Origin of the sequence: Pseudoalteromonas sp. BSi20652 (assembly GCF_000239855.1) — a bacterium.
Classification (GTDB): domain Bacteria; phylum Pseudomonadota; class Gammaproteobacteria; order Enterobacterales; family Alteromonadaceae; genus Pseudoalteromonas.
In genome coordinates, this window is the sequence record NZ_BADT01000058.1 from 1 (window position 1) to 26389 (window position 26389).

The window sequence follows — 26389 nt, forward strand, 5'->3', positions numbered from 1 at the left end:
AGGATAGCCTGGGAGTTAAAACATACTCTTAAACTTGGGTAAAACACATCAAAACGCGCTGCTTGCTGGCGTTTAAAGGCACCGCTTTTATGTTTGATCGGTTGCATTAATAAACAAGTAACTAAATCACCACCGAGAAGTGAAGGAGAAAACAAGGAGCAGTGACTAACCATTACTCGTGTTTGCTTGTTGAGCTCGGTAGTGAAATACAAGTAGCTTAGCCCTGTTCACTTTGGCTTCTCATTTACTTCTCATTTTCTTCTCTTTGTGCATTACGGTTTTAAAAGCCAATTACTGACAAAGTGGTTAAGAGGCGCTGCGCTTTTAGAGGATAGCGTGGGAGTTAAAATAACAAAAAATAATGAGACTTTGCGCTTCTAACGTCGACAAGCCCGAGTCTACAACAGATGATTTACGGTTGCTAAGGCATAAAAAAAGCCGCATAAAATGCGGCTTTGGAGGTTAGTCTCACTTCACTTTGGGCGTGTCTCCAAAACTTAGTGAATACGTTACCAAGGAACTGTTTGCTAATTTAATTCAATTGCTATGATTAGATAGACTCTAATGCAATTTTAACCATTTCGTTGAACGTGCTTTGACGCTCATCGGCTGGTGTTGCTTCGCCTGTAATTACGTGGTCACTTACTGTAAATAGAGCCATTGCTTTAGCGCCATATTCAGCTGCAACGCCATATAAACCGGCTGTTTCCATATCTACTGCTAGCATACCTAACTTATCTAAATCTTTATAGAACGAGTCATCCGCTTGATAGAATGTGTCGGTTGTAAATACGTTACCTACTTTTGCTTTAATGCCTAGCTCTTTAGCAGCGTTTACGCCATTTAAAAGTAGGTCAAAGTCAGCAATTGCAGCAAAATCACAACCACGAACACGTGCACGGTTTACGTTTGAATCGGTGCTTGCACCTTGTGCAAAAATTACGTCACGAATTTTAATATCTGTGCCAATACCGCCACAGGTACCAATGCGTATAATATTTTTAACGCCAAAGCTTACAATTAGCTCACGTGCATAAATAGACATTGATGGAATGCCCATGCCTGAACCCATAATGCTTACTGGTTTACCTTTGTAAGTACCAGTAAAACCGTACATGTTACGAACGCCTGTTACTTGCACTGCATCATCTAAAAAGTTTTCAGCAATATATTGCGCACGTAGCGGATCGCCAGGCATTAATACTGTTTCGGCGAAATCACCTACGTTTGCACTGATATGCGGAGTACTCATTAATTGTTTTCCTTTTTATTTGGCATTATTAGCTCATTTAAAAAGCTGTCGCCGTAATCAAGCGCAGATAAGTTAAACCACTGTGCCAGTGTTTGACCTATATCTGCAAAGCTGTTGCGCTCACCAAGTGGTGTGTTACGCATACCTGGTTTGTATGCAATAACCGGTACGTATTCACGTGTATGCTCTGAACCAGGAAAGGTTGGGTCACAGCCGTGATCTGCAGTGATCATTAACACGTCATCTGCGTTTAACTCATTCAGTATAGTTGGTAAATAGTCATCAAATTCTTTTAATGCTTTTGCGTACCCTACTGGATTACGGCGATGACCAAATTTTTCATCAAAATCAACTAGGTTAGTAAATATTAAGCTGCGATCTGGCGCGCTTTTCATTACTTCGCTGGTTTTTTCTAATAATTTAATAAGCCCAGGTGCTTTATGCTTTTGGGTTATGCCTTGGTGGGCATAAATATCTGAAATTTTACCTATACTAATTACTTCGCCGCCGTCTTTTGCGAGTACATCTAGCAATGTTGGTGCTGGCGGAAGTACTGAATAGTCTCGACGATTACTCGTTCGAGCAAAGTCTTGACTATTTGAACCCAAAAATGGCCGCGCAATCACTCGCCCTATATTCATTTCATCAAGTAGCGCCCGTGCGATTTCGCAAACTTGATAAAGCTTCTCTAGGCCGAATGACTCTTCATGCGCGGCTATTTGAAACACGCTATCAGCTGAGGTGTAACAGATTGGTTTACCTGTTTTTACGTGCTCTTCACCTAGCTGCTCTAAAATGGTTGTTCCTGAGGCATGGCAATTGCCTAAAATGCCAGGAATACCGGTACGAGCTATAAACTCGTCTATAAATTCTTGTGGGAAACTTGGTTGTGTTTTTGGGAAATATCCCCAATCAAATAACACCGGTACACCGGCCATTTCCCAATGACCTGATGGCGTGTCTTTTCCGCTAGAGATTTCTTTAGCGTAACCCCAAGCACCTTGAGGAGCTTGGCGGTCTGAAATTAAACATGGTTCGCCACCGGCCGCTTCACAGGCATCAACTAATCCTAGTTTTGATAAGTTAGGAAGCGATAATGCTGCGCCTGTTTCGTCATAATATGCTTTTAGTAAGTGAGCGAGTGTATTAGCCCCAAGATCGCCGAATTTATCTGCATCTGGTGCTGCACCGATTCCTAGGCTATCTGCCATTAAAATAATTGCTCTTGCCATTTTGACCTCACTTTGTTTCTAGGTGCTTACTTTATCCGCTCTTTGAATTTTCCGTACAGGACAAAAGTCCTGTTTCATAAAACCTAAACATTATAAATTTGCATTCTTGAGCGAAGCAAAAGAGATTAATCGTGTCTTTTTTGCTATTGTGATCTACCAACAATATATCCTTCTGTGTGGGTGAGAACTTTAGTGACACGAACTACTATTATAGCCATTGCGGGCGCATCTGCGTCGGGCAAATCTCTTTTTAGCCAAACTATATATAACGAGCTGGTTAACGAACTTGAACCTGGCGCTATCGCCATTATTGAAGAAGATGCTTATTACAAGGATCAGTCGCATTTGCCTATGGCTCATCGTACGCAAACGAATTACGACCATCCTGATGCATTTGAACATGCGTTAATGCTTGAGCATTTAACGCAACTTCGTTGTGGTAATTCTGTTGAAGTACCCACATATGATTATGCCCAGCATACACGAAGCGAAAAAACTCGCCGAGTACCAGCTGCAAAAATACTCATAGTTGAAGGTATTTTATTATTGAGTGATAAAGCGCTTAATAAAGAATTTGATATTAAGGTGTTTATAGATACACCCTTAGATATTTGTTTAATGCGTCGTATGCAACGTGATATGGAGCAACGAGGCAGAACGTTACAATCTGTTGTTGAGCAGTATCAAGCAACTGTTAGACCGATGTTTTATCAATTCATTGAGCCTTCGAAGCATAACGCTGATTTAGTGGTGACTCGAGGCGGCATGAATCGCGTTGCGATTGATATAATAAAAAGTAAAATTAAATATTTACTACAAGAATAACAACGGGAAACATTTGTATGACAACATTTATGAGCTTAGTGGGCATGTGTGTGCTGCTGAGCATTGCCTTTGCTGCGTCAACCAATCGCAAGGCAATTAATTTAAGAACCGTTGGTATAGCGTTTGCGATGCAAATTGTTATTGGTGGTTTTGTCCTGTTTTTTGAAGCAGGAAAAAATATGTTAACGAGCATGTCATCCGCCGTTTCGTCGGTTATTGGTTATGCTAATGATGGTATTGGGTTTTTGTTTGGTCCACTTGCATCACAAGACACATTAGGCTTTATTTTTGCAATTCAAGTTTTGCCCGTTATTGTGTTTTTCTCAGCGCTTGTTGCTGTGTTGTATCACCTTGGTATTATGGATTGGATAATCAGGATTTTAGGCGGTGGTTTACAAAAATTATTAAAAACCTCACGCACAGAATCACTTTCAGCAACAGCTAATATATTTGTTGGTCAAACTGAAGCACCGCTTATTGTTAAACCATTTATTGCAACGATGACAAAATCGGAATTATTTGCAGTAATGGTTGGTGGTTTAGCCACTGTAGCAGGCTCTGTAATGGCCGGTTACGTTATTATTGGTGTAGATCTTAAGTATTTAATAGCAGCGAGCTTTATGGCCGCTCCAGGTGGTTTTTTGATGGCCAAGATGATTGTGCCAGAAACTGAAACACCTAAAGATAATTTATCTGATTTAGATATAAATGACGACGATAAACCCGTTAATGTAATTGATGCAGCTGCATCAGGTGCAGCAAACGGTATGCATTTAGCACTTAATGTAGGTGCTATGTTACTTGCTTTTGTCGCGTTGATTGCATTATTGAATGGTTTATTAGGCGGTATTGGTGGGTGGTTTGATTATCCTACTTTAACGCTTCAAGAAATATTAGGTTATGTATTTGCTCCAGTTGCATGGTTACTTGGTGTGCCATGGGATGAAGCAATTATAGCCGGCAGTTTTATTGGTCAAAAGATAGTAGTGAACGAGTTTGTTGCTTACTTAGACTTTATAAATTATCGCGATACGTTAAGCGCGCACACACAAGCTATTGTTACTTTTGCTTTATGTGGGTTTGCTAACTTGTCATCGATAGCCATTTTACTAGGTGGGTTAGGCGGTATGGCGCCTAGCAGGCGGAAGGATATCGCACGCTTAGGGCTCAGAGCAGTGTTAGCAGGATCTATGGCTAACCTTATGAGCGCAGCAATTGCTGGGTTTTTCCTCTCGCTAGCTTAGAAACTTATTGAGATGAACACCGGTGTTGCAAAACAAGAGGATAGCGCTTTAAGGGGTTAAAGCTCTATCTGACTTGAACGATACTTCACCAAGGGCCGCAAGGCCCTTTTATCGTTTTAGGGCTTAATTTTTTAGCCACAACGACTTCAAACCTCAAGCTACTTATCTATTTAACCTTCTTTATGGTTATACATAACTTAAATAAACCAATATCTTAGTAACAAGTTCACATAAATAATTTTTGTGTTTTTCATATTTTCAGCCACACTTATTTTACCCAAACTAACCGAATGACGATTCGCTATTGTGAAATATATTCTTTATTCTCTTTTTTAATTTGCTCTGTGTATGTTCAAGCAAAGGAAGCCCTGCTTGTTGTTACAGAGTTAGCACCACCAAACCAAGTATTGATTAATGGCGAGGTAGCAGGTGAAGGTACTCAGTTTATTAGAGATATTTTTGCCGAGGCCAATTTAACTCCTGATATTCAAATGTATCCTTGGGCACGTGCTTATAAAATTGCTGACGAGTTAAAAAACACCTTTATATACAGCATTGCACGCACTGTAGAACGAGAAGACAAATTTTATTGGATTGGACCAGTGGGACGATTTGAGCTGGGATTTATCGGCTTATCAGAGCGAAATGATTTTATTATAAATAATACTGAACAAGCCAAAGTGTATAAAATTGCAATGCAACGCAATGACTTTTCAACACAAACCCTCACTGAACTTGGCTTTGAAGTTGTTTTAACCTCTGATATTCAAAAATCATACTCTTTATTACTAGCTAAAAAAGTAGATTTAATTGTAGATGATCCTTTATATATGCAGCAGATGAGCGACTATTTAAAGCTCAAACCAGCACACTTAAGGTTTATTTATAAAATAGATGAGCTAACAATTAATGCTTATTTAGCGGCGAATAAAAAAACTGACATACGTTTAATTGAAGTACTACAAGCTGCATTTTTAAAAATAAAGCAAAATAAAGGACTGCCTTATGAAAGATAAATCATTGGAGGTAAGCATGTTTATAAGTGGCAAAATCATCTTTCATTTTTAACTTTTTATACTCTTGGTTAAATCGCTTTATAATATGCCCAGGTACCGATTTGTTAAATGCGATATAATTGCCAGCAAGCTTAGGAAGCGGTAATGCTTGCAGCTTCACCACGTCATCGACTTTATATCCAAAAGGTTCTAGCTGATACTTTATTGTAAATTTTGAGCCTAAAATTAGATCTATTTTTCTTTTTAAAAACAAATCCATATATTGCTTTTCGTCTCCAAACATTAGTAAGTTTTCGCCCGCTTTAAAACCAATTTCATTTACTAATGACTCGTATATATCACCCCTTACAATTCCTAAAGAAAACTGCTTTGCATCTTTTAAATTATTTACACTCACTTGCTTATTAGATTTGAGCTTATAAAAAAAGTTTCGCTAGATGCCAACGGTCCAATCCAATTAAATAGAGGTTCACGTTCGGTGTTTTTAGCTATCGAAATAATGCCAGAGTGAGGGTCTTTTTGAACTAAGTTATAAGCACGTTTCCAAGGAAACAATTTAAACTCGCAGGTTATATCAATAGCTGTACAAATATCTTTTACAATATCGAGATTAATTCCAACAAGCTGATCGTTGTCGTTTTTAAAATTATAGGGAGAGAAATTATCGGTATAAATTACAAGCTTAAACTCACTTGCATTAGCACAATGACTTAGAAGAATAAAAAAAATATTAGTAGTGACTTAATAATAGCAATACCATTTAGTTAATTTACATTAATTATATGCGTTGCTTAGTTTGAGTCAAATTTCAGACACAAAAAAAGCGCCATAAGCGCTTTTTTTTATTTTACTTTAAAAAAGTAAAATTATACAGCTGTGATGTTATCAGCTTGAGGACCTTTTTGACCTTGTGAAAGAGTAAACTCTACACGTTGGCCTTCAGCTAAAGTTTTAAAACCTTCGCTTTTGATTGCTGAGAAATGTGCGAAAACGTCTGGGCCATTTTCTTGCTCGATGAAACCAAAACCTTTAGACTCGTTAAACCACTTAACTGTACCTGATACGATGTTAGACATTGTAATATCCTGATATAAAATAAAAATATGCTCATAAGAGCGGGTGTAGCAAAAAATGAGATGGTACTTTAAAAACTTCAGGACGGTACTACAAGTATTACTTATACAACATCGAAATGGAGATTTATAGCTTACATGCTTTCTTTCTAGCTGCAGCCCACTATATAGAATTAGAAAAATATGTCAAGTACTTATCCATTATAGAACAATAAACAACCAAAATAGTTTTATACTCACTACTAAAATTCAAATTCTAAAGCGAGCCTAAAGCTATGATTTTTTTCAGATTGACTGACTTCTGTAATAAAACCCGCTTCCCATTTTAATTGTTTTTGCCCATCAAAACGCTGTAAACCTATAAAGCCAGGGCCAATTCCTACAAAGTCTTCGCCTACAAAAACTTCAATAGAAGGTTGAAAAGCAGAACGATAACGGTATCTATATTGCGCTCTAAACTCACTTTCCCATTCGTTTTGAATATCCTGTCCCCATTCGTATACTAAAAAAGCATTCATGGTTAAGCTGGTTTTACCAAACTCTTTTTCAAGCACAAAACCTGTAGTCGCTTCGTATACATCGTCATCATGTTGTTTTTCTAACTCAAACAACGCCCCCCAATCAGCCCATAATTTACCTTGTTCAATCAGCTGCCAACGCAGCTCAATTTCATAAGCTTGAAGGCCGAAATCGCCGTTATCATCGCGCTCACCAACTAAATAACCCTCTATTGCCATTGTATCGTTAATAGCACCACCGCCACCTAAACGCTGAGCCAGTATATTGCCACTATCAGTTTGGTGCGACACTAATCGCCATTCAAACTCATGCTCAAAAGGTAAAACATAGGGGTGATATACCTTATCGACAACAATACCGTCAGCATTTGCTTGGGTCGGGAGTAACAACAAACAAAAAGCGATAAAACTAAGCGCTAAATATAGGTTGAGTGCTTTCATACACGTTCCTTAGTTATTAAAGCTGGAATAAAGTAACAAAATAATAAAAATAACAGGCTGCTTGTACTGTATATAAGTACACTCATTAAATCAGGCGTGGCCTCGTAACCAACAAGAGCACGCAGTACGCGGCCGAGCTCGGAGTTTTCACTTAATAAATCCCGTAAATCCCATACTGTGGTGGTATTTGTTATTAAATCAATTTGGCTTGCGAAATCCAGCGCGACCAATAACTTAGCCGCACAGTTTAAAGCAAGCAAAGTTAAAAGTGGGTACATGCCAAAGCGGTGCTTGATTGCGTTCATTAAAAAGTACAGTAATACACTAAAACTTAAACAAATCCCGACACCTAATAAAGTACCAATAAATAAGCTTTGCCCTGCATCATTATTTTGCCAAAAGCTGGTGAGATAAATAATATAATGGCTTAAATACAATGTTATTGTGCTTATAACAGCGATATAAAAAGCCGCTGATTTTTGCCTAATAGCAAATACTAATACAGCAATAAATATAGTGATACATAGCCCCATTTGTGAATACTCTAACCCTTGGTGTTCAAACCACTGGCTGATCCACGACGCACTTTGCATGTACAAAAACGACATTACCGCGCCGACTATTAAAGCAGACCATATTCGCAAAAAGCTCTGTTTTTTAACTACTTGTAGTAATACTAATAAAATAGCCACCGGTAATAATTGATTAAGGCTCATGACTAAACTAGTTATCAGCATGCTGCCCCTCCTCATCGCTAACTATTACAACGCCCCTTGCTGTATTTGGCGAAAACTCACCAAAAAATTCGTAATGCCCTTTACTTAGCGGTCCTATATAAATAATGCTTTTACGGTTTGGGTAGAGTACTTTTTCTCTGTTTAGATCAAAGCTATCAAACTCTTCTGGTGTGCTATCTTGATTTTCTATCAATAGTTTTACTTTTTTATTCACTGGGATAATAATTTGTGAGGGGTAAAACAAGTGATCTTTTAAAACAATAAGATACTCTTTGCTTGTTGCGTTAAACGACAACAATAATAAAAAGCACATACATTGATTTAGTAAGCGTTTAATCACATTTTACTCCAGCAAAAGTAACGTTTACTCTTAATCCACCAAGAGGGCTATCTGCTAACTTTATTTTTGCATTATATATAGCAATTATATGCTGTACGATTGCCATGCCTAAACCGGCACCTTGCTCTCCTGACGGATGCTGATCGCCACCCACTCGATAAAAGCGATTAAATACCCTATCTTTTTGCGCTTCAGTCATGCCCGAACCTGAATCATCGATTTGCCAACTATAGCGGTGACTACTTGATGCTAATTTAATAATGATTTGACCATTGTTGGGGGTGTACTTAATGGCATTGCTGAGTAAATTAGAGATAAGCGTGGTTAATGTAAATTCATCACCATTAATAACAAAATCATCACCTTCGAGGCTAATAGTTTGGTTTTTTCGTCTATTTTATCGTATTGTTCAGACACAGCCTGCTGAGTAATCGCTAGTAATGATTGTTCACTAAACTGCCTCTGCCATTGCTCTGGTTGAGTGCGCCCTAAAATTAGCATTTGTTCAACAATATTACTTAAGCGGTTAATGCCTTGCGACATGGCTTGTAGTTCTTGATGATTTTGCGGGTTGCTTTGCTTATTAGCTAAATTATGTACATTAATTTTTAAACTACTAAGTGGAGTACGCAACTCATGTGCTGCATCTGAGGCAAAAAAGCGCTCTCGTAAGTAGGCGGTTTCTACTCGTTTAAATAAGTCGTTTAAACGATTAATAACAGGTTTAATTTCTTCGTCGGTTACTTGCCAGTTGATAGGCGTAAAGTCGTTAGCTTGGCGAGTAGCCAGCTGCTTAGATAATCGGGTGAGAGGTGTTAATGCGTATTTAACAAAAAAACTTATAAAAATAGCAAGCAGAGGGACAGCCCATAACATAGGTAACATTGCAGATAAAATAACGGCTTCAGCTAATTGAAACCGCTTTGCCATAGGTTCAGCAACGATGACTTTGCGAGTATTTTTTCTCATCACAAACACTCGCATGCGTTGCCCTGCTACATTTGCAGTTTGAAAGCCTTCGCTAAAATCAACTTGGTTGTTTGATAAACTCGATGAGCCGCTAAGTAGACTATTATTTTGCCAAATTTGATACAACAACTGAGCACTGTTATTGCTTACTTGTAATGCATTAGTTGTTATTGCCAGTGGTTGTTCAATTAAAACGCCAGCCACTATTTTAAGCTCATCATCAAGCAAGTTTTCGCCGTGGTGCATGCTTTTTTGATAGCCTTTTACTAATGCTAAAAAACAAGTTAGCACCATCATTGAAAGTAAAATAAGCGTAAGGCGTTTACGAATAGACATTTTCAACCTCGAAAAATAAATACACCTTAACGCTTACCAACCACGTAACCAATGCCACGTAAGGTTTTAATAAAATCGCTAGGGAATTTTTTACGAAGATGATGAATATGCACCTCTATAGCATTGGAGCCGACTTCCTCTCCCCACTGATACAGCTTGTTTTCGAGCTGTTGTTTGGATTGCACCCTTCCCTGATTTTCCATCAGTGCTTTTAAAAGCATGTATTCTTTACGCGGCAATGTAAGTGATTCCCCACTAACTGTCACCGTATGCGCTGAGCTGTCTATTACGACTTCCCCGTATTGCAACAAACTAGATTGAGTTTGATTAACACGTCGACTTGCTACACGTAGTCGAGCAAATAACTCAGCAGGATCAAACGGCTTTGCAAGGTAATCGTCAGCGCCCATGTCAAGCCCTTGGACTTTGTCATCAATACTGCCGCGAGCAGTTAAAATAACCACCGGAATAACTTTTTTTTGCGCTTTAATATGCTTTAAAACTTGCGAGCCGTCGCCATCAGGTAATCCTAAATCGAGAATAACAAGCTCAATTTCACCACTAGAAAGGCACTCTAAGGCGTGTTTTACTGTGCCACTATGCTCTACGCTGTAGCCCTCTTGGCGCAAAGAGCGAATAAGCCCTTGCGCTACTAAATGATCGTCTTCAACAAGTAATAAATGCATTATGTGTTTATCTTTTTAGTTTTTTGTCTACTTTTGCTAAGAGCTGGCTTATTGCCTGTTGGCGATATTCATCTGCTTTTGCACGAGTATCACGAATGCCTGCAGCTTGTGCTACAAGTAGTCGAGCTCTCGCTTCTTTATAATCGCCTTCATCATACAAGTATTCACCGTATAAGTAATTAGTATCAATGCCTTCGAGATTAAAAGCGAGCGCTTGTTTAAATAATTTCTCAGCTTTGTCGTCATCACCAAAACCTATTGGCCAGCCAGGTACTTTACTGTAAAGCGTTGCAAGGCTTGCGTAAGCTGATCCATTTAATGCAGTGCCATCAATTGAGAGTGCATTTTCGAGTGACGTTTTTGCCTCTTTTGCTAAACCAAGTGCACCCAACCCGCCTTTTGCGCCAGCAAAACTGGCTAACACAATACCATTCCAAATATGTGTTTGTGCTGAGTTTGGGTAGTTTTTAACAAACAATGCACTTTGCTCACTTAGTTGTGTAAACGCATCTATTTGCGCATCATCTTCAAGTTCGTAGTTAGCAATTGCCCACTTTTGTTGAATAGAGGTTAAGTCTTGTGTTTCATCTGCGTGTACGGCGGTTGCAAATACAGTCGTTAGTACTAAATAAAATGCGAGTGTAAATTTATACATAATTTTGCCCTTGTGTGTTTGTTAACTTAAAAAGCGTTTAATTTTAGGAAGTTGTTTTGCAATAGCGTTATCAACAACGCTTGGGAATGCGCCATTTATGCGTGCAAATAATTTTTCAGGAAAACCAATAAAACGCCTTGTTTGATTCGAATTTATAAGCACTAATAACTCTTGAGCAACTAATTCTGGCGAGTCCATTTTATTACCGAGTTCTTTATTCATTGCACGCGCTTTACTGCTATTAATGGATGTATCTGTTGCTCTAGGCGCTAAATAGGTCACTTTAACGCCTGAGCCGTTAAGCTCACGCGAGAGCGCTTCTGTAAAACCACGTAAACCAAATTTACTGGCGCAATAAAGTGTTTGAAACGGGTAACCAATACTGCCAAACGATGAGCCCACGTTAACAATGGTGCCTTTGGTATACTGTAACTGCCCTAAAAATAGCTGGCATAATTTAATAGGCACCGACAAATTAGTAACGAGCATATTGTCTATTTGCTCAGAACTTGTGTGTTCTAAGCTTTGCATTGTATTTATACCGGCATTATTAATAAGTAACTTAACGCCACCGAGTTGCTTGGCTTTTATTGCTAAGTTAATGCGTGTTGTATCGTCGGTTAAATCGCCAGCAAATATCTCACTGTCTGGGCATGCACTACTGAGCTCTTCAAGGGCTTGCTTATTTCGCCCTACAAGCAGTAACTTCCATCCTTTTGCATGTAGAGCTTTAGCAATAGCTTGCCCTATTCCGCCGGTTGCACCGGTTAACACACATAAAGCGCTACTCATGCTAATTTACCTTGTGCACTTGCTTTAAAAAACGGTTCGTCATCGAGTCCACGAAATATATCGCCGTACAAACGATAAAAGCACTTTGCTCCATGGAGTATGGCTTGTTGATCCGCCTCGTCCGTTATTTGGTTCATTAGGTTTTCAAAAAACTTTACATGCTCTATATCAAGTGCGCCGTGAGAGGTTAAATAACTAAATGCTTTTTTAGGTAAGCCCACCGCATTTGCAATATTAGATGCGGCACCATCAGCAAGTGCTATAGAAGTGCCTTCAAGCACATGCACCATGCCAAAAAAGCTCAGTGGGTTTTTACGTGCAATACTGTCGTACGCATACGACACCATCATTTCCGTAGCATATTGCGGCTGACTGCGACGTACTGTTTCTTTGTCAAAACCACAAGCTGCAATATCATTAAGTACCCACTCTTGGTGGCCTATCTCTTCTTCAATATATTCTGCAACGGCTTCGCGCAGCCATTCTTGATCGTCAGTTAATCGTGCACCAACCGACATCATTAATGGCACTGTGTGTTTAACATGATGGTACGCTTGCGCTAAAAACGAGGCGTATTCCTCAAGTGATGCTTCGCCTTTAAAAACACGCTGAATAATAGGCGCTGCAAGCAGGTAGTTTTGTTCTTGTTTAGTTTGTTCTTTAAGGGTGTTAAAAAAATTACTCATTAATTACTTCTCCAAGTCGGTAAAATTGCTCAAACACATCATGGTACTGCTTACCTATGGCATCTCGTTTTGGGCGATTATTTGTTGTTAACAACCCTTGTTGCACACTTAATGGAGCAGCTAAACGATGCCATTTTTGAATACGTGCATAGTCGGGTAGTTGTTGATTAATTACGTTAATGTGTTGTTCTAACAGCGGGTTACTTAGCTTTAAATCAGCGTAAATAATGGCGGTTAAAAAAGGTCGACCTTCACCAAACACAACGGCTTGTAAAATACCGCTTTGGCTTAGTAATAGTGACTCAGGCCATTCGGCATTAATATTGCGACCCATGCTGGTAATAATTAGGTTTTTTAATCGGCCTTTAATAAATAAAGTACTTTGACGCTGCTCAACTAAATCACCGGTTGCATACCATTGGTCTTTGTCATGTGGTTGATGATTTAAGTATCCTAAAAACAAATCGCCTTTTATAAAAAGCTGGTCATTTTCAATTTTGGTTTGAATATGAGGTAACACAGAGCCAGCACTGTGCAGGTTATCGTTTGTAGGCGTATTTAAACTCACTACAGATGCCGCCTCAGAAAGACCATAACCTTGGTATACCGGTAAATTAAAGTTACGCGCTTTTGCTATTAGCATTTCGCTGACAAGCGCACCACCTACTGCAATAAACTGTAACGAACTAGGCGGCTGCCACCCTTGCTCAGCAAAAGCAACTAAGCAGGCTAATAGTTCAGGCACTAAAATAAGCGTATTTGGCTTAACGTTATCAATAGCAGAAATAAGCTGTGCGGGTTGTTTTAATACAGACCCAACAAAGCCTAATTCATTTAACGGCGTTAAGTGCACTGTACCGCCACTTTTTAAAGGGGCATAAACACCGGCTATATTTTCAAGCAATACAGCAAGCGGCAATAAACACAAATGAACAGGCTTTTTAACATTAATTTTGTCGCAAAGAGATTGAGCCACCTGCATTTGACTCTTTACAGATAAACACACGCCTTTAGGCTGCCCAGTCGAACCTGATGTAAATGTTACTTTTTGAGTTTCTGGAAAATAACTGACGGGTTTAGCTACAACCATTTCGTAAATATATAACGTATAAGATTCAAACAAAGTAATAGAGGCAGTCGGTTCACCCAGTGAGCGGGTCGCTGTGTCGCTAATAAATAAATTAGCTGCGCATTGCCCCAATACATACTGCGTTTGCTGTTCACTAAAAAAATGAGCAATAGGAACAGCCACTTTATTAGCGGCGATTGTTGCTGCATCTAAAGCTAACCATGCTGGTGTGTTATCTAATTTATAAGCAACAACATCGCCATTAAATGTTTGTAACAAATTAACTAGTTTTTTTACTTGTTGATCCAGCTCTATACCGCTAATTTTTTGTGCTTTATTATCACAGTAGGCAACAATAACAGGCGCACTAGTTTGTATATCATAAACACTCATACATTCACCAACGCATTCACAAGTGAGTTAATTTCAGCATGGTTTTGCTGCATTAAACTATAAAGCATTGGCGTATTTAATACTTGCTGATGTGCTTGCTCTAAGCTTACAACGCATACTGTTGGCTGATTAGCGTAGTAGCTACCCCAATTTAATGGATGCTCTACAACAAAACTATTTGCTACAGCAATTTCAATACAATTAACGCCTAATAAACGCAGTAATGCACGTACTTTTCTAGTGGCGCAAAAGACTAAATGTTTTGCTCCTATACTTTGCAGCGCTTCATTAACCACAATAAAATGGCCAAGAGTTGCTTTGCGATGTGTTGAGCATAAATTGCCAAGTTCAAAGACTTTATTACGTTGTGTATGCTCTGGTAAAAAGTGTTCGATAGGTTCAGCTAAATACTGCTCTATAAATAAAGGTGCAGTAGCTTGCCTTAAGCCTAAAGTACATTTTCCTTCACTAATACTGTACTGGCTAAGGAGTGGCATAAAAGATGTAAGCTTTGCGTTATAAGCGACTAAAAAACCTTCTTTAACAGTATCTTCTAGCGCTTTACGGTGCTCATCATTGAGCACTGCACTAACAATGCGTGATTTTTTTTGGATATAATCAGGTGATGAAGGTAATTGTGCTAATAACATAAACATCGCTCATATAAAGTGTATGTTTAGAATTTAGCGAGCGAAACTTAAAGAAAACTTAAGAAAGTGAATTTTAATAAAATAAAAAAGCCCCTAAATAAATTTAGGGGCTTTTGAAATCGATTTAATTAACCTATTTGTGCTACAGCGCACTGATTTCGGCCATGTTCTTTAGCATGGTACAACGCTTTGTCGGCACATTTATAAACTTGATCTATGTCGTTACTATGCTTAGGCCACGTTGCAATTCCGATTGAAACAGTAATAAACCCAACAACTTCCATATTTGTAGTCTCAACAGTTTTACGTAATCGCTCTGCTATTTTAAATGCACTTTCACTATCTTCGTTAGGAAGTACAAGTACGAATTCTTCGCCGCCAATTCGCGCAACGATGTCATCTTTTCGAGAGAGCGTTTTGATTATATTGGTAAGTGATTTAAGCGTTTCATCACCTTTATCGTGGCCAAAAGTATCATTTACACGTTTAAAAAAGTCGATGTCTATCTCAAGAATTGCAAAAGGGGTTTGTTTAAGCATTAATTGATTAAGTAACCCATTTAAGCTTCTTCGATTATGAATACCCGTCAGGGGATCGGTTTGTGCGTCATGGCGCAGTTGCCCTATCTGTGTCTGTAAAACATTTACCCCATGTAGCATGGCAAGTTTTAGCTTTTGACTTTCAAAATACCACGATTTAATACCTTTCAATCTTTCAATACTGTGAGGCTCATCCAAAGTATTAGCAATTGTTGAAAGTTGCTTTAATGGACGGGAGATAAAATGAGCAAACACGGCTATAAAAATAAATATCATAATAGCCATAGGTAGCGTCTTTTTAAACACTTCCATAATAAGCACATCCAATGACGCCAGCGTTGATTTAACAGGTCGTTGAGCAACGATCCCCCAATTGGCGTACTTCACTGGCGCAAAGCCTGCGAGCATTTCTTCATTTTTACTATTTATTACTGCAACTTGACCCGACTGCCCCGTTATAACTGCATTAATAACGGGATTATTTGTTACTATTGTCCCTATTCGCCCACTATCAGGGTGAAAAAGTATTTGCTTGTTTGCATCAACCACATAAATATATGAGCCACCTTCGTAGTAATGCTGTTCTAGCAAATCACTCAAAATATTACGTTCTTTTAAATATAAAGTGCCACCTACATACCCTAAGTAACCGCCCTTATTATCAAATAGTGGGTTTGAAATAAAAATAATTAAATTATCTGCCGCAGACATATAGGGCATGCTAATAAGGGGCTTTTTTTCTTCTAATGCCTGTAAAGCACCTGACGATGAAATAGATTGGCCGTTTATTTGAGGCATATTAGGGGACGTAACAGCAATTACGCCCAGTTTGTTAACAATAACTGAGTTAAAACTATTAGTCTGAAGATTTAGTCTAGTGACTTCTTTTTGTAAAAAAGCGTCGTCATCAATGTTGTTTTCAATTTCTTTTGCCGCATACGCTAATTGCTGTAAAGCCGCCTCTAAAAAGTTGTCGGTCGCAGATGCAAGCTTGTTAGCATACGCGTAATTACTTTTTAGTGTATAGCTCATTAGCTGCTCTTTTTGCACTTGATAAGTAGAGTAAAAACTACTGATAAACGTGGTTAAAGAAGCCGAAAATGCTAATAATAAAATAAGTAGCCTTAGGTTTAGCGCGGGTAGTAATCTGTTCAGCAAAAGTAAATCATCCACAGTACACAGCGGGTAAAGCGAGTACTCTTATTCTATATTGTGTCAATAATTATACCTGCTTAAAAACGTATTATCTAATCTTTAACCACCTTAAAATTAAACAGCTTAAGTTTTTAAATACCTAAATTGTATATTTAAAAATTTCATTTATTACAATGTGTTAAATATTATAATAAAGAAACCATTTTTGCAGTTACAGAAAAAAATAGATAAGCTGCATGTTCTTATTTGTTTTATTTAGCTATGGAGTGTGTTTTGCTAAATAAGTGTATTGTATCGTCTATCGTTTTTTTATCTGGGTGCTTAATGCCATTACAATCCTCATTTGCCAAACCAACGCTTACCCTTGAACAACAACTTGGGCAAAAGCTAATACTCGACTTTCGTTATTTTTGTCATCAAGGAGTAAGCAAAAAATGCAGAACCCCAATGACCGAGTTACCAAATGAGTTGAGCGCCGCTATTGCTAAATACGATATAGGTGGGGTTATTTTATTTTCTGAAAACACTCAATCTATAGAGCAAACAATTACGCTTAATAGCCAATTGCAAACAGCTGCAAGTAAGTCCAGTAGTAAGCTGCCGCTATTTATATCAATAGATCAAGAAGGCGGACGTGTAGCACGTTTGCCTCGCGATGTTGCCACCTCATTTACTGGTAATATGTCTATTGGCGCAACCTATGAAAAACACGGAACTAACTTTGCAATCAAAACGGCAACAGTTATTGCCAAAGAACTAAGATCGCTCGGTATTAATGTTAATTACGCTCCCACCGTTGATGTAAACATGAATCCGGACAACCCCGTGATAAACGTGAGATCGTTTGGTGAAAACCCGGCTTTAGTTTCTAAGTTAGGTGCGGCACAGGTTGCGGGGTTTGAGAACAACAGCGTTATTACCTCGTTAAAGCATTTTCCTGGTCACGGCGATACAAACGTAGATAGCCATACGGGTTTGCCTAAAGTTACTCATTCAAAAGAGGTTATTTACGAGCAAGATTTAGCACCGTTTAAACACATTATCGCCAAACAAAACCCTGGTATGATCATGACAGCGCATATTCAATATCCCGCACTCGATAGCACAACGTTTGTAAGTGTTAATGGTAAAACCATGATAAAGCCAGCAACAATGTCGCGTGCAATCATTACTGATATTTTACGTGGTGAGCTTAATTACCAAGGTGTTGTAGTAACTGATGCACTGGATATGGCTGGCATTAGTCATTTTTTCACACCAACTCAAGCGGTAATAAATACATTTGCAGCAGGGGCTGATATTGCCTTAATGCCCATTGAAATTAGAACACCGGATGATTTAAACAAGCTCGATGACCTCATTAAAGAGCTTGTTGCAGCGGTTAAATCAAACCAACTTGATGAGCAAGAAATAGCACAATCGGCGATGCGTATAATTACGCTTAAAAATAAATTTAGATTAAGCACTAATTTTGACCCTATTACCGCGCTCATAAATGCAAAGCAAACAATTGGCAGTGAAGCACATCGTGAAATAGAAGCGCAGCTTGCTGTAGAGGCAATAACGCAGGTTAAAAATAATAACAGTACTTTGCCGCTTAATTTAAAAGCAGAAAGTAATGTTCATATTATTATGCCCGACACGCGTAAATGTATGGCAATGCAGCAAGCGATTGAAGCTATCAGCCAGCAAAAAATTAACTATAGCTGTAGTAGCCTACAAGGGTTCGACCCTGCACTCGCAAAAGCACAAATACAGGCTGCAGATTTAGTTGTAGCAGGCAATGCAACACCTAATCAAAGTGCGGTCGAAATTGGCGGTATGGATGATTTAAAAGACGATTCAAATTTTGCACTTAATAACGCAGAGCAACCAAAAGCACTTGAGTCATTATTAAATATGGCAAAAGAGGAAAATAAAAGCACTGTGTTTATTAGCCTAAGAGCACCGTATGATATTGCTAAATTTGGTCAGTATGCAGATGCCGTACTTGCATCCTATGCATATAATATTGATGTAGATAAAAACGATATTGTATCTGGACCTGCTTTTACTGCACTTGCAAAAGTGTTACTAGGAGAAGCGCCGGCTAATGGCGTATTGCCTGTTACTATAAAACCGCAAAAGGCGCACTAATATGAAACTCAATTGTGATTTAGGCGAAAGCTTTGGCGCGTGGAAAATGGGGCTAGACGATGATGTTATGCCGCATATAGATATGGCTAACATTGCGTGTGGGTTTCATGCAGGTGACGCCGACGTAATGGCAAACACTCTTGTACTTGCCAAGCAACATAACGTACAAATTGGTGCTCACCCAAGCTACCCAGATAAGCAGGGCTTTGGCAGGCGCTCAATGGTACTTAGCGAAAAAGAGCTTACAAATTGCCTGCATTATCAAATAGCCGCAATTGAGGGCATGGCAAAAGTACAAGGTTTAACACTTAGCTATGTAAAACCCCATGGCGCACTTTATAACGACATGATGGCTGATGAGCAAATATTACAAACGGTTATAAGCGCTGTTGCTAACTACCCAAGTAATTTGAAATTAATGGTGTTAGCGACTAAAAATGCCAATAAGCACATTCAAATAGCTAAAAACTCAGGAGTTGAGCTAATACTCGAGGCATTTGCCGACAGACAGTACAACGACGACGGGCATTTAGTGTCACGAACACTTGAGGGTAGCGTTCACAACAAAGCTGTATTACTAAAACAAGTAACTCAGCTTTTATCCGATGGTAGCGTGACAACACGAACTGGAAAAAAACTAACGCTCAACGCCCATAGCTTATGCGTACATGGCGACAACGCTGATGGCATAGCACTTATAAAAGATATTAAAGCCCTGTGTAACTCAGCTAACTAAACTTTTACACAACCACAAATAGAAGCTGTAAACCCCCTTTACAGCTTTAACTCATAGAGTTAAATAAGAGCTTCATCGCATCCTACTGTTAATTTAATAATCCCTAACATATAACTACTTAGCAAATTAAAAAAAGTAACAACAGGGATAAAAATGAAAAAGCTTTTAACACTTAGCCTCATTTTAGGCTGTAGCAATTTAGCCTACGCTGAAACAAATACACTACAACTGCAAGACGTGTTTAATTTAGAATATGCTAATCAAATAGATATAACCGAAGACGGTAAAACTGTATATTTTGTGCGTAACCGCATGGATATAAAAACAGATCGCAAAGTTGGTAATATTTGGTCTGTTGATTACAAAACCAAACAAATGCAGCCATTAACCTCTGGCGTGCATATGGATTATTCGCCAGTACTCTCTCCTGATGGTCAACGCCTTGCGTTTATATCAACCCGCGATGGCAGCAGCCAAATATATATTAAATGGCTTAAAACAGGTGCTATGGCAAAAATTAGTAACTTAACGAGTAGTCCTCGTGCGATTACATGGAACCCTGATTCTAACCAATTAATATTTAGCATGTTTGTTCCAAGCGCAACTTCAGCGCCAGTGAGCTTACCGGGAAAACCAAAAGGAGCAACATGGGCCGAGCCTGCTAAATTTATTGATGATGTTTACTACCGTTCAGATGGTGGCGGTTACACACAAAAAGGTTTTAGCCAATTATTCACGATTGATGCTAACGGTGGTAATGCCAAACAACTCACTCATGATGAGTTTGATAACGCGGGCGATGTAAGTTTTAGTAACGATGGTAAGTTGCTTTATTTTTCAGCAAACAGGCACAAAGATAATCAGCTAAAACCTACTAATAGTGAAATCTATCAACTCGACTTAGCTTCGCAAAATATAACCGAAGTTACTGACCGAAATGGTCCTGACGAGCAGCCTAAAATCTCTCCCGATGGTCGCTACTTAGCTTACACAGGTTACGATGATAAACGCACTAACTACGAAAACACTCAGCTTTATATTCGTGATTTAAAAACAGGTAACACAACAAGTTTAACGCCTAATTTTGACCGCAGCGTAGGTCAAATAAAATGGAGTGCCAATTCAAAAGGCGTGTACTTTAGCTATTCAGATCAAGGCCAAACCGCCCTTGCGTATCAACCACGCAGCGGCAAGCGTAAAATAATAACAACCCAAATTGGCAGTGTTGCCTTTGGTCGCCCTTATTCTGGTGGCGACTTTGATATAAGTAAAGATGGCGAAATAGCCTTTACCCTTGCCGATACTCAGCGCCCTGCCGATATCGCAATAATTAAAGGCGGTAAAGCGCAGCGCTTAACATCACTCAATCAAGACGCTCTCGGTAATAAGCAGTTGGCTAAAGTGGAAGAAATTTGGATTAAATCAAGCCATGATGAGCTACCTATTCAGGGATGGATTGCCTATCCGCCAGAGTTTGACAGTAGTAAAAAATATCCGCTAATACTAGAAATACACGGCGGCCCTGTAGCTAATTACGGTCCACATTTTAGTGCTGAAATTCAACTCTTTGCAGCCAAAGGCAATGTTGTTTTATACATGAACCCACGTGGTAGTGATTCATACGGTAAAGAGTTTGCACAAACTATTCATCACAATTACCCAAGTAACGATTTTGATGACTTAATGACGGGCGTTGATGCGCTAATAGGTAAAGGCTTTATTGACGAGTCTAAATTGTTTGTAACCGGTGGCTCTGGCGGCGGCGTACTAACAGCTTGGATTGTAGGTCATACAGATCGCTTTGCTGCGGCTGTAGTTGCCAAACCGGTTATTAATTGGATCAGTTTTGTACTAACTGCCGACTTTTATCCGTTTTTTGCTGATTACTGGTTTCCGGGTAAACCGTGGGATCACATTGAGCATTACATGAAACGCTCACCAATTAGTTATGTTGGTAATGTTAAAACGCCAACAATGCTTCTTACTGGTGAATCTGACTTTCGAACACCCATTTCAGAAACTGAGCAATTTTATCAAGCACTAAAACTGCAAGGTGTTGATACCGCAATGGTCCGAATCCCTAATGCGTCACATGGTATAACAACTCGTCCATCTAACTTGATGACAAAAGTTGCCTATATTCAGTGGTGGTTTGATAAATACACTAAGTAACATACAACATATTAGATTAAATATAAGTCACTTTTTAGTGGCTTTTTTTTGGTCATAAAACTGTAAAGGGGGTTTACAGTTTCATTATATAAATTAATTTAAATAAGTATGGGCTTAAATAGTAGATTTGAAAAGTAGTTGAGTTGGTAAAATTTCGGTTTATAGCATTTTATAAGTATTGAGTTAGTAAAAAATCGGTTTGAGCCACTGTTTATGGTCTTTCAGTTAGTAAAATATTGTTTTATAGGAGAGTCAAGTTAGTAAAAAAACGGTTTATTATCTAATTACTTTACCGTCAAAAACTTAAAATCAGTGACTTATCGTTAGTTTTTTGACTAAAACCCCTAATTTACACTGTAAACGGAGCCAAAAAGGGCCTTTACAGTTAGGTTGGTTAAACTCTGATCCCTAATTTCTATATGCTAGTTAAATAGTGATCCGTAACTTAAAAGTTAGTTAAAATCTGATCTGTAGTTATAACTTAATACTTTCACATTGTTCACATCAATAAAAAAGGGCCTTTCGGCCCTTGCGTAACTCTATCTAGTTAGGAATTAAAATTGGTTCATGGTGTTATCTTCACCACCGGCTTTTAACGCGTTATCACCAGAGAAATATTCCTTGTGCGTATCGCCCATGTTAGAACCCGCTAAATCCTGGTGCTTAACAGAAGCTTGTTCTCGACGAATTTCTTGGCGCTGCACATCACGTACATAAGCCAACATCCCCATATCCCCAAAGTAACCTTCTGATAAAATATCAGTGCTTAGCGCAGCTGTATGGTATGTAGGCAAAGTAATTAAGTGGTGGAAAATACCTGCTTCACGTGCGCCATCACGCTGAAAGTTTTGCACGAGTAAATCGGCTGCTTGCGCAAGTTCTGTTGCATCCATCTCTGGTGCCATAAAACCTTTATTATCGCCAAGGCTTGGGTAAGCACTAAGGTCACGACCTGCTTCTTCCCACTCTTGATACACTTGCTCACGAAATTTAAGCGTCCAGTTAAACGAAGGCGAGTTGTTGTATACCAGTTTTGCATTTGGTACGTGTTCTTTTACACGATTTACCAGTTCTGCAATTTGTTTAACATGAGGTTTTTCTGTTTCAATCCACAGTAAATCAGCGCCCGACTGCAAGCTCGTAATACAATCTAATACTACGCGGTCTTTTTCAGTGCCTTCGCGGAATTGGAATAAACCGTTATCTAGGCGAGTTGGTTTACATAACTGGCCATTAATTTTCATTGCCGTATCGCCTTCGTTTAAGTCATCAACACCGTTAATTGGGGTGGTTTCTAAAAATGCATTGTATTGGCTTGCTAAGTCACCAGGTGTTTGCGACACAGGTACTTTTTGAGTAAGGCTGGCACCTAATGAATCTGTACGTGCCACAATGATACCGTTATCAATACCGAGCTCTAAAAAGGCGTAACGTACCGCGTTAATTTTTGCTAAAAAGTCTTCGTGTGGAACGGTAACCTTACCCGCTTGGTGGCCACATTGTTTTGCATCAGATACTTGGTTTTCTATTTGAATGGCACACGCACCGGCTTCAATCATTTTTTTAGCCAGTAGGTAAGTTGCTTCTTCGTTACCAAAACCTGCATCAATATCAGCAATAATTGGCACAACATGAGTTTCAAAGTTGTCAATTTTATCTATAACGGCTTGAACATCACCGCCATTCGCTTTTGCTGCATCTAGGTCGTTAAACAAGTGGTCTAGTTCGCGTGCATCAGCTTGCTTTAAAAACGTGTAAATTTCTTCAATTAGCGCAGGTACCGATGTTTTTTCGTGCATGCTTTGATCTGGCAGCGGACCAAATGCAGAGCGAAGTGCTGCAACCATCCAGCCACTTAAGTATACGTAACTACGTTTAGTTGTTTTTTGATGGCGCTTAATAGCCATCATCATCTGCTGCGCAGTAAAACCGTGCCAACACCCTAAAGATTGCGTGTACAGGCTTGTATCAGCGTCATATGCAGCCATATCTTCACGCATAACATCTGCTGTGTATTGTGCAATTTCAATCCCTGTACGAAAACGATTTTGTAAACGCATACGGCTTGCATATTCAGGGTTAATTGCGTGCCATGCGCTGCCTTGTGATTGGCAAAGAGTAGAGAGTGTGTCTGTTTCGCGTTGATATGTTGTCATAATAAAATCCTTCGAACGGGTGTGTAAATAATTTTAGTGTTGTGAGAGTGGCTAGGAGTGTGTGCTCCGTATCGCTTGCATAAACATTAGGCTTATTTTTTAGATTTAGTAAATTTATAGTTGTTATTACGGCTATACATTTTGTGAATGACTAAAATACACTCAACATTGCTTTTTTGCGCTATTGTTGCCTAACGCACACGTACACAACAACACAGCGACCGTTTAAGGAAGGCAATTATGACCCACACTCTCACACACTCAGGTTTAAGCGTAGATACTCAACTCGCTGACTTTGTTAAAAATCAATTACTACCAGGCACTCACTTAAGTGAGCCGCAATTTTGGCAACGCTTTGCACATATCGTTCAAACACTTACCCCTATTAATAAGGCACTGCTTGAAAAGCGAGAATTGCTTCAACAGCAAATAGATGACTATCATCTCGCTAATAAAGCGTGGGATAGCGCTAAATATCATGCCTTTTTGCACGATATTGGCTACTTGGTAAAAGAACCTGCCAGCTTTGAAATCGAAACCCAAAATGTAGAGCCCGAAATAGCTCTTACAGCAGGCCCTCAGTTGGTTGTTCCGGTAAGCAACGCACGCTTTGCACTTAATGCCGCTAACGCACGTTGGGGCTCGTTATACGACGCCTTATACGGTACAGATGTGTTAAGCGAAGATGACGGAGCTGAAAGAGGCAATACCTACAATTCAGTGCGTGGTTTTAAGGTAATGGCCTACGCTCGCCAGTTTTTAGATAAGGCATTGCCGCTGACTAATGGCTCGCATATAGAAAGCACTAATTACTCAGTGGTTGATGGTGCATTATCAATCACTTTACGTGACAGCTCTCAAACCACATTAGCTAACCCATCTCAGCTTATTGGCTATCAAGGTGAAGCACAGAACCCAACTGTCGTGTTATTAAAAAATAACGACTTACATATAGAACTACACATTGATCATCACCACCTTATTGGCCAAGCAGATAAAGCAGGCTTAAAAGATGTGGTGCTAGAGGCTGCTCTTACCACCATTATGGATTGCGAAGATTCAGTAGCTGCGGTAGATGCAGAGGATAAAGTACAAGTTTATAAAAATTGGCTTGGTTTGATGCAAGGTAACTTAGTTGAATCGTTTAAAAAAGGCGATAAAACCATAGAACGAACGCTACAAAGTGATAAAACTTATACTGCACTCAATGGTGAGGCTATTACTTTAAAAGGCCGAAGCATGATGTTTGTAAGAAACGTTGGCCATTTAATGACGAATCCCGCTATTACCGATGTGAACAATCAACCGGTATTTGAAGGCATTATGGACGCTATGTTTACAGCTACTGCAGCCCTGCATGACCTAAATAAAAAAACAGGTATAAAAAACACCAGTGCGCACAGTATTAATATAGTAAAACCAAAAATGCATGGCCCTGAAGAGGTTGCGTTTACTAATACTTTATTCAGCTTAGTAGAGGAAGCGCTAAGCTTGCCTAAAAACACCCTTAAAATGGGCATTATGGACGAAGAACGCCGTACATCGGTAAACCTAAAAGCGTGTATTCATGCTGCTAAAGAACGTGTTGTGTTTATAAATACCGGTTTTTTAGACAGAACAGGCGATGAGATTCATACCTCAATGCAAGCAGGTATTGTACTGCCAAAAGCACAGATTAAGCAGCAACCATGGATACAAGCATACGAAGATCGTAACGTGGATATTGGTCTTGCCTGTGGTTTAAGCCATAAAGCACAAATAGGGAAAGGTATGTGGCCAATGCCAGATCAAATGGCATTAATGATGGAGCAAAAAATAGCGCACCCTAAATCGGGGGCAAATACAGCATGGGTGCCCTCTCCCACTGCCGCCACATTACACGCAATGCATTATCATGATGTTAATGTATTTACTGAGCAGCAAAGTATAGCAAAGCGTACTATTGCAAACCTTAGCGACTTACTTACACCGCCATTAATAACTGATGCTAAAACGCTATCAAAAGAAGATATTCAAAGTGAGCTTGAAAATAACGCACAAGGTATTTTAGGTTACGTTGTACGCTGGATAAACCAAGGTGTGGGCTGTTCAAAAGTTCCTGACATTAACCACATTGGATTAATGGAGGATAGAGCAACGCTGCGTATTTCAAGCCAACATATGGCTAATTGGTTGCTTCATGGTGTTTGTAATGAAGCTCAAATTAAATCAACCATGGCTAAAATGGCTAAGGTGGTTGATGGCCAAAACGAACACGACATAGCATACACACCAATGGCAACCGATGAGAAAACACTGACGAATAGTATTGCGTATAAAGCGGCACTTGCGCTGGTTTTAGAAGGGGTAACACAACCTAGCGGATATACTGAACCATTATTGCATAATTACCGTATAGAATATAAGGCACAACATTGTTAATACACTCCAAATGTTTAACACGTGCCTGAGTCGTTTTTTCGTGTAAAACCAGCCTACGGGCTGGTTTTTTATTGCCAGAGATTAAAAAAGCAGCGCTTGTATAACGTTTTAAAGCTATATAGATAATTAGCATGAATACCTAGCATTTATTCAAACGTAA

General features: G+C 39.1%; 26 protein-coding genes. 7 read left to right on the forward strand and 19 right to left on the reverse strand.

Features of this window, described 5'->3' with window-relative positions; translation table 11 throughout:
- From P20652_RS20755 to P20652_RS13195, 3 genes are all read right to left on the reverse strand, one after another.
- On the reverse strand, window positions 1-212 hold a 212-nt coding region (locus tag P20652_RS20755; protein WP_237707100.1), incomplete at its 3' end, for a hypothetical protein.
- A 338-nt stretch (window positions 213-550) separates the two neighbouring features.
- The gene (gene deoD / locus P20652_RS13200) at window positions 551-1252 is read right to left on the reverse strand and encodes a purine-nucleoside phosphorylase (RefSeq protein ID WP_008166941.1); all 702 of its coding nucleotides are present in this window, start codon (window positions 1250-1252) and stop codon (window positions 551-553) included.
- Window positions 1252-2484: a phosphopentomutase gene (locus P20652_RS13195; protein WP_008166942.1), complete on the reverse strand. Its 1233-nt coding sequence runs from the start codon at window positions 2482-2484 to the stop codon at window positions 1252-1254. The genes deoD and P20652_RS13195 overlap by 1 nt, the downstream gene beginning before the upstream one ends.
- Before the next feature lie 192 nt (window positions 2485-2676).
- Between P20652_RS13195 and udk the strand changes: the two genes are divergently transcribed.
- The 3 genes from udk to P20652_RS13180 all read left to right on the forward strand — a co-directional run bounded on the left by udk (window position 2677) and on the right by P20652_RS13180 (window position 5569).
- Window positions 2677-3309: a uridine kinase gene (gene udk / locus P20652_RS13190; protein WP_007376640.1), complete on the forward strand. Its 633-nt coding sequence runs from the start codon at window positions 2677-2679 to the stop codon at window positions 3307-3309.
- 17 nt (window positions 3310-3326) lie between these two features.
- Window positions 3327-4553 (forward strand): NupC/NupG family nucleoside CNT transporter, encoded by a 1227-nt coding sequence (locus P20652_RS13185; RefSeq protein WP_008166945.1) that lies wholly within the window; start codon window positions 3327-3329, stop codon window positions 4551-4553.
- Window positions 4554-4843: 290 nt separating this feature from the next.
- The gene (locus tag P20652_RS13180) at window positions 4844-5569 is read left to right on the forward strand and encodes an ABC transporter substrate-binding protein (RefSeq protein WP_008166947.1); all 726 of its coding nucleotides are present in this window, start codon (window positions 4844-4846) and stop codon (window positions 5567-5569) included.
- 1 nt (window position 5570) lies between these two features.
- On the opposite strand, the gene P20652_RS20760 is transcribed toward P20652_RS13180, so the two are convergent.
- The 15 genes from P20652_RS20760 to P20652_RS13125 all read right to left on the reverse strand — a co-directional run bounded on the left by P20652_RS20760 (window position 5571) and on the right by P20652_RS13125 (window position 16485).
- The gene (locus P20652_RS20760; RefSeq protein ID WP_008166948.1) at window positions 5571-5966 is read right to left on the reverse strand and encodes a hypothetical protein; all 396 of its coding nucleotides are present in this window, start codon (window positions 5964-5966) and stop codon (window positions 5571-5573) included.
- Window positions 5963-6298, reverse strand: a complete 336-nt coding sequence (locus P20652_RS20765) for a substrate-binding periplasmic protein (protein WP_370587424.1) — start codon at window positions 6296-6298, stop codon at window positions 5963-5965. The genes P20652_RS20760 and P20652_RS20765 overlap by 4 nt, the downstream gene beginning before the upstream one ends.
- Window positions 6299-6435: 137 nt before the next feature.
- Entirely contained in the window at window positions 6436-6645 is a 210-nt protein-coding gene (locus P20652_RS13175) for a cold-shock protein (protein ID WP_002959120.1), read from the reverse strand.
- A gap of 239 nt (window positions 6646-6884) precedes the next feature.
- Window positions 6885-7601 (reverse strand): hypothetical protein, encoded by a 717-nt coding sequence (locus tag P20652_RS13170; protein ID WP_008166952.1) that lies wholly within the window; start codon window positions 7599-7601, stop codon window positions 6885-6887.
- On the reverse strand, window positions 7598-8338 hold the full coding sequence (locus tag P20652_RS13165) for a hypothetical protein (RefSeq protein WP_008166954.1): 741 nt from the start codon (window positions 8336-8338) through the stop codon (window positions 7598-7600). Before P20652_RS13165 ends, P20652_RS13170 begins: the two co-directional genes overlap by 4 nt.
- On the reverse strand, window positions 8325-8678 hold the full coding sequence (locus P20652_RS13160; RefSeq protein ID WP_008166956.1) for a cupredoxin domain-containing protein: 354 nt from the start codon (window positions 8676-8678) through the stop codon (window positions 8325-8327). The genes P20652_RS13165 and P20652_RS13160 overlap by 14 nt, the downstream gene beginning before the upstream one ends.
- Window positions 8671-9054 (reverse strand): sensor histidine kinase, encoded by a 384-nt coding sequence (locus P20652_RS20770; RefSeq protein ID WP_370587425.1) that lies wholly within the window; start codon window positions 9052-9054, stop codon window positions 8671-8673. Before P20652_RS20770 ends, P20652_RS13160 begins: the two co-directional genes overlap by 8 nt.
- The gene (locus tag P20652_RS17640; protein WP_008166959.1) at window positions 9003-9983 is read right to left on the reverse strand and encodes a histidine kinase dimerization/phospho-acceptor domain-containing protein; all 981 of its coding nucleotides are present in this window, start codon (window positions 9981-9983) and stop codon (window positions 9003-9005) included. The genes P20652_RS20770 and P20652_RS17640 overlap by 52 nt, the downstream gene beginning before the upstream one ends.
- A 26-nt stretch (window positions 9984-10009) precedes the next feature.
- The gene (locus tag P20652_RS13155; protein ID WP_008166960.1) at window positions 10010-10669 is read right to left on the reverse strand and encodes a response regulator transcription factor; all 660 of its coding nucleotides are present in this window, start codon (window positions 10667-10669) and stop codon (window positions 10010-10012) included.
- A 7-nt stretch (window positions 10670-10676) separates the two neighbouring features.
- The gene (locus tag P20652_RS13150; protein ID WP_008166962.1) at window positions 10677-11324 is read right to left on the reverse strand and encodes a hypothetical protein; all 648 of its coding nucleotides are present in this window, start codon (window positions 11322-11324) and stop codon (window positions 10677-10679) included.
- Between the two features lie 21 nt (window positions 11325-11345).
- Window positions 11346-12116 carry an SDR family oxidoreductase gene (locus P20652_RS13145; RefSeq protein WP_008166965.1) on the reverse strand — a complete coding sequence of 257 codons (771 nt, stop codon included), beginning with the start codon at window positions 12114-12116 and terminating at the stop codon, window positions 11346-11348.
- Complete coding sequence (locus tag P20652_RS13140) at window positions 12113-12802, reverse strand: TenA family transcriptional regulator (RefSeq protein ID WP_008166966.1); 690 nt, start codon at window positions 12800-12802, stop codon at window positions 12113-12115. The genes P20652_RS13145 and P20652_RS13140 overlap by 4 nt, the downstream gene beginning before the upstream one ends.
- Window positions 12795-14264, reverse strand: a complete 1470-nt coding sequence (locus P20652_RS13135) for an AMP-binding protein (RefSeq protein WP_008166968.1) — start codon at window positions 14262-14264, stop codon at window positions 12795-12797. The genes P20652_RS13140 and P20652_RS13135 overlap by 8 nt, the downstream gene beginning before the upstream one ends.
- The gene (locus tag P20652_RS13130; RefSeq protein ID WP_008166969.1) at window positions 14261-14914 is read right to left on the reverse strand and encodes a thermostable hemolysin; all 654 of its coding nucleotides are present in this window, start codon (window positions 14912-14914) and stop codon (window positions 14261-14263) included. The genes P20652_RS13135 and P20652_RS13130 overlap by 4 nt, the downstream gene beginning before the upstream one ends.
- A 128-nt stretch (window positions 14915-15042) precedes the next feature.
- Window positions 15043-16485 (reverse strand): sensor domain-containing diguanylate cyclase, encoded by a 1443-nt coding sequence (locus tag P20652_RS13125; RefSeq protein WP_083832849.1) that lies wholly within the window; start codon window positions 16483-16485, stop codon window positions 15043-15045.
- Window positions 16486-16932: 447 nt separating this feature from the next.
- Between P20652_RS13125 and P20652_RS13120 the strand changes: the two genes are divergently transcribed.
- From P20652_RS13120 to P20652_RS13110, 3 genes are all read left to right on the forward strand, one after another.
- Window positions 16933-18744, forward strand: a complete 1812-nt coding sequence (locus tag P20652_RS13120; RefSeq protein ID WP_008166971.1) for a glycoside hydrolase family 3 protein — start codon at window positions 16933-16935, stop codon at window positions 18742-18744.
- A 1-nt stretch (window position 18745) separates the two neighbouring features.
- Window positions 18746-19480, forward strand: coding sequence for a 5-oxoprolinase subunit PxpA (locus tag P20652_RS13115; RefSeq protein ID WP_008166972.1), 735 nt, complete (start codon window positions 18746-18748; stop codon window positions 19478-19480).
- A gap of 153 nt (window positions 19481-19633) precedes the next feature.
- Window positions 19634-21652 (forward strand): S9 family peptidase, encoded by a 2019-nt coding sequence (locus P20652_RS13110; protein ID WP_008166973.1) that lies wholly within the window; start codon window positions 19634-19636, stop codon window positions 21650-21652.
- A gap of 554 nt (window positions 21653-22206) precedes the next feature.
- On the opposite strand, the gene P20652_RS13105 is transcribed toward P20652_RS13110, so the two are convergent.
- Window positions 22207-23808 (reverse strand): isocitrate lyase, encoded by a 1602-nt coding sequence (locus P20652_RS13105; protein WP_008166975.1) that lies wholly within the window; start codon window positions 23806-23808, stop codon window positions 22207-22209.
- 240 nt (window positions 23809-24048) lie between these two features.
- Between P20652_RS13105 and P20652_RS13100 the strand changes: the two genes are divergently transcribed.
- The gene (locus P20652_RS13100; protein ID WP_008166977.1) at window positions 24049-26229 is read left to right on the forward strand and encodes a malate synthase G; all 2181 of its coding nucleotides are present in this window, start codon (window positions 24049-24051) and stop codon (window positions 26227-26229) included.
- Window positions 26230-26389: the final 160 nt, after the last annotated feature.